The sequence below is a fragment of the Sodaliphilus sp. genome (genome assembly GCF_045598405.1).
Taxonomy (GTDB): Bacteria; Bacteroidota; Bacteroidia; order Bacteroidales; family Muribaculaceae; genus Sodaliphilus; species Sodaliphilus limicaballi.
Genome location: NZ_JAZLLZ010000116.1, coordinates 20,937 through 30,195, shown reverse-complemented (window position 1 = coordinate 30,195; position 9,259 = coordinate 20,937). Strand labels below are relative to the sequence as shown.

The following is a 9,259-nucleotide window of genomic DNA, read 5'->3' as shown; positions in this document are numbered from 1 at the left end:
CAGGGTTATGTGCAGAACTGCGTTCTGCGTGTCGGCTTTCAGCCTCTCATTACAAAATCATGTGAGATCCCCGCGCGGATAAAAATCTATTGTAGTATAGTTACAACAGATTGCTCTGATTTAACTGAATAAGAAATTATTCTAATTGTTTTAATTTCTTTCAGTTATTATTAAATCTGTGTTATCAGTGAGATCCGCGCGGGGATATTACTCAAAATACCATTGCTGAATAGTTACATCGCGGTGTCGGCATGCATTGTTTTATCTATTGAAAACAGGGTTTGGTCTATATGTGTAGTGACTTTGCGTTTTTTTTATTATCTTTGCCTTGTCATGAAACGAACTGTATCTATACATATAGCAGTGTGGCTGTTCCTGCTGTTGTTCCCGCTGTTGTTCTATCATCCCGACGACACGCTCAACCACACCATAGGCCGCACGGTGCGCACCATGGGCAGCCCGCTCAGCTACATGGTGGTGTTCTACCTCAACTACCTGTGGCTCATCCCGCGGTTGTACCTCAAGGGCAACAAGAAGCAGTTTTTTATCATCAATGCGGTGGTCATCACATGCGCGATGGTGGGCGTGATGACGTGGTGGGACCTCACAGCACAGATTCTGCCCGACAACCGGCCGCCCATCTTTGGCCCTGATGGCAAACCGCTGCAGCATCGCCCTGGCATGCCGCCGCCACGACAGGCACAGATATTCTACAACTTCGTCTCGCTCATCCTCACCGTGGCACTAAGCCTTGCGCTCAGGCTCATAGACCGCACCCGCCAGCTCGAGGCCGAGCGCAAGGAGATAGAACGCATGCGCAGCGAAGCCGAACTCTCCAACCTGCGCTCGCAGCTCAACCCGCACTTCCTGCTCAACACGCTCAACAACATCTATGCGCTCATCGCCTTCGACAGCGACAAGGCGCAGCATGCGGTGGAGGAATTGAGCAAACTGCTGCGTTACATGCTCTATGAGAACGAGAGCAACTATGTGCCGCTCTACAAGGAGGTGGAGTTCATCAACAACTACATCGAGCTCATGAGGATGCGCCTCGCTCCTAGCGTGAAGGTCGATGTGAATATACAGGTGAGTGACGACAACACCACGCCAGTGGCTCCGCTGCTGTTCATTTCACTCATCGAGAATGCCTTCAAGCATGGCATCTCGTCGAGCGGAAACGGCTACATCAACATCAGCCTGCACGAGGACGACGGCAACATCACCTGCTTCATCGTCAACTCCAACAATCCCAAGAACACCAGTGACAAGAGCGGCTCGGGCATAGGGCTGGAGCAGGTGGAACGACGGCTCAACCTGCAGTACCCGGGGCGGTACAAGTGGACCCGCGGGCTGAACGACGGCAAAACGCAGTATTACTCTAAAATAGAAATATTCAATGACGATAAAGTGCATCATAGTTGACGACGAGCCTCTGGCAGTGGAGCTGCTGGCAAGCTATGTGACCAAAATCCCGTTCATGCAACTTGTGGGCAAGTATTACAACGCTACCGATGCCCTCAAAGGGGTGCAGGACACTGCGCCCGACATCGTGTTCCTGGACATACAGATGCCCGAGATTAACGGGCTGGAGCTGTCGCGCATGATTCCCGAGAGTGCCCGCGTGGTGTTTACCACGGCATTTGAGCAATATGCGCTCGATGGCTATCGTGTCAATGCGCTCGACTACCTGCTCAAGCCCATCAGCTATGCCAATTTCCTTGAAGCATGCAACAAGGCGTTGCAGTGGTTCACGATGCTTCATGGCAGCGACTCAAAGCCCGCGCCTGAACCCACCAGCATCTTCGTCAAGAGCGAGTACAAGCTGCTGCAAATCAGTCTTGACTCAATCACACACGTGGAAGGGCTGAAAGACTATGTGAAGATTCACACCGAGGAGTCGCAGCACCCGGTGCTGTCGCTCATGAACATGAAGGCGATGGAACATATGCTGCCCTCGTCGCGATTTGTGCGTGTGCACAGGTCATATATCGTGAACAAGTCCAAGATACGCGAGATAGAGCGCAACCGCCTCATCCTCACCTCCACCGAGGTCCCCATAGGCGACAGCTACAAGCAAGCGTTCCTCGACTTCATTGCAGGGTAAGATTTTGGCGTTGCACTTGAAGATTTAAAGAGAACTACCAGCCCCGGGACTTTTCGTGCCGGGGCTGGTAGTGCAGTTATTTCTTTTCTAACTGGTGCTCTCGTGCGATAGCGATAGCGCGCTGTAGTCGATCAGAAAGAACTTCTTTAGGAGGAATTGTCAGTTAGCGTGCGCGTGTCCCAATGCTCAATGTAACACATCTCTATATAGAACTGACGCTCAAGGGGGGCAGAAATGTACATTATTGTTTTGAGATGTGTCCACGTTAATTGTCTCCTCGCTGCGGAGGCAATGTCTTCTTGAGAGAAAGTCTCTGCAGCGCGGAGACAATGCAAGATTTTTTTGTGGCTCCACCCGGAACCATAATGATGTGTTAATTTCTCAGCGAGTTGCTTAACTACTTGTTTGCCATACTCTGCGCGCTTGTTGTGAAGAATATCTTCTTTGATACACTTGCTTCTTAGTACTCCAGGATGAGTGTTGCACGGGCGGGGAGGGTGAGGTCTTGGGTGAGGTCGATGGTTGTGCCTGTGGGGACGTCGCGGGCGGTGGTGGCGGTGCCTATCACTTCCTCATAGCGCTTCACGGGCATTGTGGCGGGCTGGTCGGCACCGTTGACGATGGTGAGCACTGTCTTGCCCTCGTGGCGGCGGGCAATCACGTAGATGCCGTTCACGGGGATGAACTGGGTCATGCGGCCCTCGGTGATTACCTTGTTGCCCTGGCGCCAGTGAAGCACAGTCTTGAGCCAGTTGTACATGTCGTTCTGGGCATAGGTGCGTCCCTCGGGGGTGAAGGCGCTGCGCTCGTCGCCGGGGAATCCGCCGGGGAAGTCCTTGCGCACATAGCCGTCGGTCACTTCCTTGGTGCCGTTCATGAGCACCTCGGTGCCATAGTAAAGCTGGGGAATGCGCTTGATGGTGAGCAACAGGGCGAGTGCCTGCTTGAGTGTCATCATGTCGTGGCCGTTGCCCAGGAAGCGGTTGGTGTCGTGGTTTTCGATAAATGCCATCACGTTGCTGGGGTCGGGGTAGAGGTAGTCCTGGCACAAGCTGTTATACACGCGGTTGAATCCGTGCCACCAGCCGTCGGTTTCCTCGTGCTTGGCGCTATCTACTTTCTCGTAGAATGAGAAGTCCATCACAGTCTTGAGGTTGCTGTTCTCGCTAGCCAGCTTGCTGTCCTTCTGCCATGTGGCGGTATAATAAGGGTTCTCCACCCAAGTCTCGCCCACCACGTTGAAGTTGGGGTACTCGTCGTTGAGGGTCTTCATCCAGCGTGCCATGGCGTCGGCGTAGGCATAGGGGTAGGTGTCCATGCGTATGCCGTCGATGCCAGCGCTTTCAATCCACCAGATGCTGTTCTGGATGAGGTAGTTCATCACGTGCACGTTGTGGTGGTTGAGGTCGGGCATAGATGGCACGAACCATCCCTCCACAGTCTCGCGCAGATCGACCTCGCTGGCATAGGGGTCGACCACGGGGGTGAGCTTGTAGCTCGTCTGCAGGTAGTTGTCCTTGTAGTCGGGCTGGTTGAGCCAGTCGTGTGAAGGCATGTCTTTGAGCCAGGGGTGATAGCTGCCGCAGTGGTTGAAGATCATGTCCATCACCACCTTGAGTCCGCGCTCGTGCGACTTGTCGATGAGTCGGCGGTAGTCGGCGTTAGTGCCGAAGCGGGGGTCAACGCGATAGTAGTCGGTTGTGGCATATCCGTGGTAGCAGCTGTGGCCGTGTCCATCGGGCGAATCGTTCTCGAGCACTGGAGTGAACCACAATGCAGTCACGCCCAGGTCGGTGAAGTAGTCGAGGTGCTGCTCGATGCCGGCGAGGTCTCCGCCATGGCGCAGGCTGGGCTTGCTGCGGTCGGTGGTGTAGGGTTGCATGCCTGCAACGGCGTTGTTGCTCTGGTCGCCATCGGCAAAGCGGTCGGGCATGAGCATGTAGAGCACGTCCTCATTGGTAAATCCCTGGCGCTTGTCGCCTGCCATGTCGCGCTGCTTGAGCTCGTAGGGCACGGTTTTCTTTTTCTTGCCCAGGGTGAAGTCGATGTTGATGATGCCGGGCTGCGCACCGCTGGTGTTGAGGTACACGAGCAGGTAGTTGGGCGAGTCGAGGCGCACTAGGCTATCAACCGTCACGCCGGGATAGCTGATGCTCACGTCGGCATTCTTGATGCCAGCACCATATACCATGAGTTGCACAGAGGGGTTCTTCATGCCGGCATACCAGCAAGTGGGGTCGATGCGATCCACGTTAACTCGTGCGGGGGCAGCCTGTGCCGTGATGCCCGCAACAGCCGCAAGGGCAAGGAGTAGATGTTTCATAGCTTATAAAAAAATGTCTTCTAGAATTTCCAGAAAAACTAGAATGTTCTAGAAGACGATGGTTTCTTTAATGTTTTAGTTGTGGAAAATGAGGGCGCTCTGTGCTGGCACAGCCACGTTGCCTCCGGTGGTGGTGTCGATGCCGTCCTCGTTGATGCTGATGTTGCGGCACACCACTGTGTAGTTGCCCTCGGGCACGTTGACCGTGCGCACACGCTTGCTGCCGTTGAGCACTACGTAGATATCGCCCCATGTCTCGCCGGGAGCGCCTGCCTTGATGCGGAATGCCACCAGGGCATCCTGCGAGGGCAGGAACTCAACGTGCTTGCGCACGAGCTGGGCATCGCCCATGTGGAATGCGGGATGGTTCTTGCGCAAGGCGATGAGGCGGCTGTAGTAATTGAACACCTGCGGATAGGTCTCGAGGTTGGTCCAGTTGAGATGGTTGATCGAGTCGGGGCTCTCATAGCTGTTGTGCACGCCCTTCTTGTCGCGCAGCATTTCCTCGCCGCTGAGCATGAAAGGCACGCCCTGCGAGGTGAACACTGCGGTCTGTGCCAGCAGGTCGAGGCGTATGAGCTCGTCGGTGGTGATGCCGGGGATGCTAGCCTTGAGACGGTCCACGAGGCACATGTCGTCGTGGCACGACACATAGCTGATCATCTGCGTGGGTTGCAGGGTCCAGGGTTCCTTGCTGTAGTTCACCTTGCTGTAATCGACCTGCGGGTGCTCGATAGCGCCCACAATGCCCATCTTGATGCTCTCCTCGTTGCCGGGAAGGCCTGCGAGGAAGGCTGGCTTGGTGTCGTCGCTGAAGGGGCCGCGCAACGCGTCGCGTATGTCGTCGCTGAATGCTGCGATGCCGGGCATCTGGTTGATGTGGGCCTTCATGCCCAGCTTCTCGTGGGGATAAGCGCATGAGCCTGCGCTCCAGCCCTCGCCGTAGATGTAGATGTGCGGCGGAAGGGCGGCGCGTATGGCATTCATCGTCTCAATGTCGTGGACGCCCATCAGGTCGAAGCGGAAACCGTCGATGTGATACTCCTCCACCCAGTATTTCACGCTCTCTACCATGTAGTCACGCATCACCTGGCGGTCGCTTGCGGTCTCGTTGCCGCAGCCGCTGCCGTCGCTGTAGGTGCCGTCCTGGTTCTTGCGGAAGAACTCATCGGGCATGATGCGCTGGAAGTTGCTGCCGTCGATGTTGAAGGTGTGGTTATACACCACGTCGAGGATCACCTTGATGCCGGCCTTGTGCAGCGCCTGCACCATGGTCTTGAACTCGCTGATGCGCGACGCGGGGTTGAAGGGGTCGGTTGAATAACCGCCCTCGGGCACGTTGTAGTTCAGGGGGTCATAGCCCCAGTTGTACTTGTTGTCCTCCAGACGGCTCTCATCGACCGACGCATAGTCGAACGATGGCAGCATGTGCACAGCGTTCACGCCCAGAGCCTTGAGGTGCGCGATGGCACGAGGCTCGGCGAGGGCGAGGAACTTGCCCTTGTTGTTCAAGCTGCTAGAAGCATCGATCGAGAAGTCGCGGTGGTGCATCTCGTAGAGCACGAGGTCCTTGGCAGCGATGTCGGGGGTGACATCGCTTTCCCATCCTGCGGGGTCGGTCGATTTCATGTCGATCACGGCTCCGCGGCGTCCGTTCACGCCCACGGCTTTAGCGCCAAGCCCTGCGCACTCGCCGCGGTACTGTCCGCCATATTTCACGTCGAGGGTGTAGAACTTGCCCTTGAGGTCGCCCTTGATCAGTGCGTCCCATGTGGGGTAACCGTTCTTGTCGTTGCCTCTCTTCTTGAGCTGCACGGTCTTCACGGGTTTGCCTCCGGCACCGTTGTCATAGATGCGCAGCTTCACTGCCTGGGCGTCGCCCAGCGTGATGGTTTCAAACTGAGTGGATGCCTGCGTGTAATTGACCTGCGCATTGCTGTGCGCTGTGGTGAGCAAGGCGGCTATTGCGGCTATTGCCATGTGGATGGGTTTCATGATGGATTTTATCGTGCGTTGTTGATTATTAACTTGTTGACCTTGGCGTTGAAGTCGGCCTCTTTCTTGAGCTGCTCGATGGTCATGTGCATGCGGTAACGCCAGTAGTGACGGGGATTGGCGGGGATGTTGATGCGCTCGGCATCGGCATCGGCGCGACGCACGTTCTCGTCGGTTGCCATCCAGTCCTGGAGAGAGAGCAGGCACAGCATTGAGGGTGAGCTCAAGTGGTTGTTGACCACCTGTGTAGCGATGTCGGCAGGCAGGGGGTGTGGAGCACCGTCGCCGCGCCACAGCACGCTGTTGTAGTATTGCTGGGTGAGATCCCAGTCCTCGTCCCACCACTGGCGCAGTGTGGGCATGTCGTGGGTTGAGATGGTGGCAACGCTGCGGTAGGGGTTGCTGCTCAGGTTGCCGAACTTGAGGTGCGGATCCTTGGGCATTGACTCAATCTCAAGGCTCAAGATGCGCAGTTCGTCCATCACCCATGCCACGCAGTCGGGCACCATACCCAGGTCCTCGGCACACACGAGCATGCGTGTGCACTCAACCAGAGTGGGCAGTTTCTTCATCGCCTCGCCATACCAGTAGTCGTTGTTGCGGCGGTAGAAGTAGTCGTTATACAAGCGGTTGAACGCCTGCTTGTCGTTGTCGTAGAGTGCCTCGTAGATGAAGTCAAACTGCACCGAGATGCGCGGATGGAACAGGCCGGGGTTCTTGTGGTCGCGCACGAAGAGCACGTTGCTGATGAGCGAGTACAGGCCGTCGCGCAGGTTGAGCTCGTCCTGGTCGGTAACGCCGGCAAACGCTGCCTCCACCTTGCGCTGGGTGTCAAACTCGGGGCGCATGCGGTAGATGTCGTCGTGCTCACGCTCTACATATTTCTCGCGCACTTCCTGTGCACGTGCACCGAACACGCGGTCGAGCACCCAGTCGCTGATGAACGGGGTGGTCATGTGGTGCTCCTGGAAGTTGAGGCCGTAGCCACGTATCTCGTCGGCGCTCATGCCCAGCGCGGGAGCGAAGTGTCCCAGCAGGCCATGGACTGCGTCGATGGGTATCTCCCAGATGCGGAAGAAGCCCAGCACGTGGTCGATGCGGTAAGCGTCAAAGTATTGCGCCATCTTGCTGAAGCGCTTGATCCACCATGAGCAGCCGTCGGCAAGCATTGCGTCCCAGTTGTAGGTGGGGAATCCCCAGTTCTGGCCGTTGGTCGAGAATGCATCTGGTGGTGCACCCGCCTGGCCGTTGAGGTTGAAGTATTTGGGTTCTACCCAAGCCTCCACGCCGTCGCGGCTGATGCCGATGGGGATGTCGCCCTTGAGTATCACGTTCTTGCTGCGGGCATAGTCGTGCGCGCCGCGCATCTGCTTGTCGAGGATGAACTGGATGTAGTACCATATTGCCACCTCCTTGTAGAGGTTGGTGCGCTGGTTGGTCATCGCAGCACGGTTGTCGTCGCTGAAGGTGCGGTTCTCGGGCCACTGGCTGAATGTCGCAGTGCCGTAGAGGTCGCGGTAGTGGCTGAATGCAGCATAGGGCACGAGCCACTCGGCGTTGGTGTCAAAGAATGCCTTGAACTCCTTGCTTTTGAGCACTGCTGCGCCTTCCTGGGCATAGAGTTCCTTGAGATAACCGCGTTTAGCGTCGTTAACGCGCTCATAGTCGATTTGCTCCAGCGCGTTGAGTTCCTGTCGCAGCGCCTCGTAGTGTGCGGCACGCTTCTTGTCGGCGAGTGCCGGGAGTTGGCGCAGGTCCACATACTGGGGGTGCAGCGCGTAGATGCTGATGCTGTTGTAGGGATAGCTGTCGCGCCAAGTGCCGGTGATGGTGGAATCGTTGATGGGAAGCACTTGCAGCGCACGCTGGCCGGTCGAAGCCACCCAGTCAACCATGGCCTTGAGGTCGCCAAAGTCGCCCACGCCGTAGCTGCCCTCGCTGCGGAGCGAGAAGATGGGAATCACGGTTCCGGCAATGCGCATGGGATTGAGCGGGAAATATGCCTTGTTGAGCTCATACACCACCACGTCGCCCGAGCGCATCGACGGCAGGGCCACGGTGCGGTTGTCGCCATTCTCCCACACGGGAGCCTGGCCCTCGGCCATGATGATGAACTTGAATTCCACAAGCGCGCCCTTGAACTTGGCTGCGTCGAGAGCAACCATCCACTCGTTGGGAGCATGCTCCACCATGGGGACAGCCTTGCTGGCATCCCAGTCGCCCAGCAGCGCGGTGTTGCCCACCACGGCCAGGTGCTCGCCTGCGCGCAGCTGCGGTGCACGCACCTTGAGCTGCATGGTCTGGCTGAACTTCACCTCGGCAGGAGTGCCGCACTCGCGTGCTGCCACGCACTGGGTGAATGCGCTCGAGTACAGATAGCTGTCGTCGGGCACATCGTTCCAGTGGTCATAGCAGGTGCACTTTGCGCCCTTGATTGATGTGAGGTTGATGGTGTGAGGCATCACGAGCCACTCGTGACGCACGGTGATGCCACCGCGCTTCACGCTATAGTAATAACACAGCTGGAAACAATTATCGTCAACATTAATGTCGCATTTCCATTCTTTGCCACTTGTTGTCTTCATGACAACGTGCTGGGATACATGGTTTTCAGCATCAAGCAGATTGATTGCTACCTCCTCGCCATAGACGGTCTGGTAGTCAATGATGAATTTCAATTTCATATCTTATGTTGTATTAGTTTTTTCTGTGTGTAAAGTTACAAACAAAACGCTTGGAAAACTGATAAAAAACACAGGTTATGAGCCGACAAATAATGCAAACGATTGCATTGCTTTTACAAAGTAAAAGGTTCACATTTATTATAATAATCAATG

General features: G+C 56.1%; 6 protein-coding genes. 2 read left to right on the top strand and 4 right to left on the bottom strand.

Annotation, left to right across the window (positions count from 1 at the left end):
* Positions 1 to 333 precede the first annotated feature (333 nt).
* Positions 334 to 1,422 carry a sensor histidine kinase gene (locus ACKI3C_RS08215; RefSeq protein ID WP_407403901.1) on the top strand — a complete coding sequence of 363 codons (1,089 nt, stop codon included), beginning with the start codon at positions 334 to 336 and terminating at the stop codon, positions 1,420 to 1,422.
* Positions 1,397 to 2,104, top strand: a complete 708-nt coding sequence (locus ACKI3C_RS08210) for a LytR/AlgR family response regulator transcription factor (protein WP_407403899.1) — start codon at positions 1,397 to 1,399, stop codon at positions 2,102 to 2,104. Before ACKI3C_RS08215 ends, ACKI3C_RS08210 begins: the two co-directional genes overlap by 26 nt.
* 146 nt (positions 2,105 to 2,250) lie before the next feature.
* On the opposite strand, the gene ACKI3C_RS08205 is transcribed toward ACKI3C_RS08210, so the two are convergent.
* The 4 genes from ACKI3C_RS08205 to ACKI3C_RS08190 all read right to left on the bottom strand — a co-directional run bounded on the left by ACKI3C_RS08205 (position 2,251) and on the right by ACKI3C_RS08190 (position 9,106).
* Positions 2,251 to 2,553 carry a DUF1016 N-terminal domain-containing protein gene (locus ACKI3C_RS08205; RefSeq protein ID WP_407403903.1) on the bottom strand — a complete coding sequence of 101 codons (303 nt, stop codon included), beginning with the start codon at positions 2,551 to 2,553 and terminating at the stop codon, positions 2,251 to 2,253.
* Positions 2,554 to 2,564: 11 nt separating this feature from the next.
* The gene (locus ACKI3C_RS08200) at positions 2,565 to 4,427 is read right to left on the bottom strand and encodes a glycoside hydrolase family 13 protein (RefSeq protein WP_407403897.1); all 1,863 of its coding nucleotides are present in this window, start codon (positions 4,425 to 4,427) and stop codon (positions 2,565 to 2,567) included.
* A 75-nt stretch (positions 4,428 to 4,502) separates the two neighbouring features.
* Entirely contained in the window at positions 4,503 to 6,422 is a 1,920-nt protein-coding gene (pulA, locus tag ACKI3C_RS08195; RefSeq protein ID WP_407403895.1) for a type I pullulanase, read from the bottom strand.
* Positions 6,423 to 6,430: 8 nt separating this feature from the next.
* A complete protein-coding gene (locus ACKI3C_RS08190) occupies positions 6,431 to 9,106 on the bottom strand; it encodes a 4-alpha-glucanotransferase (RefSeq protein ID WP_407403893.1) in 2,676 nt (891 codons plus the stop codon).
* Positions 9,107 to 9,259 lie beyond the last annotated feature (153 nt).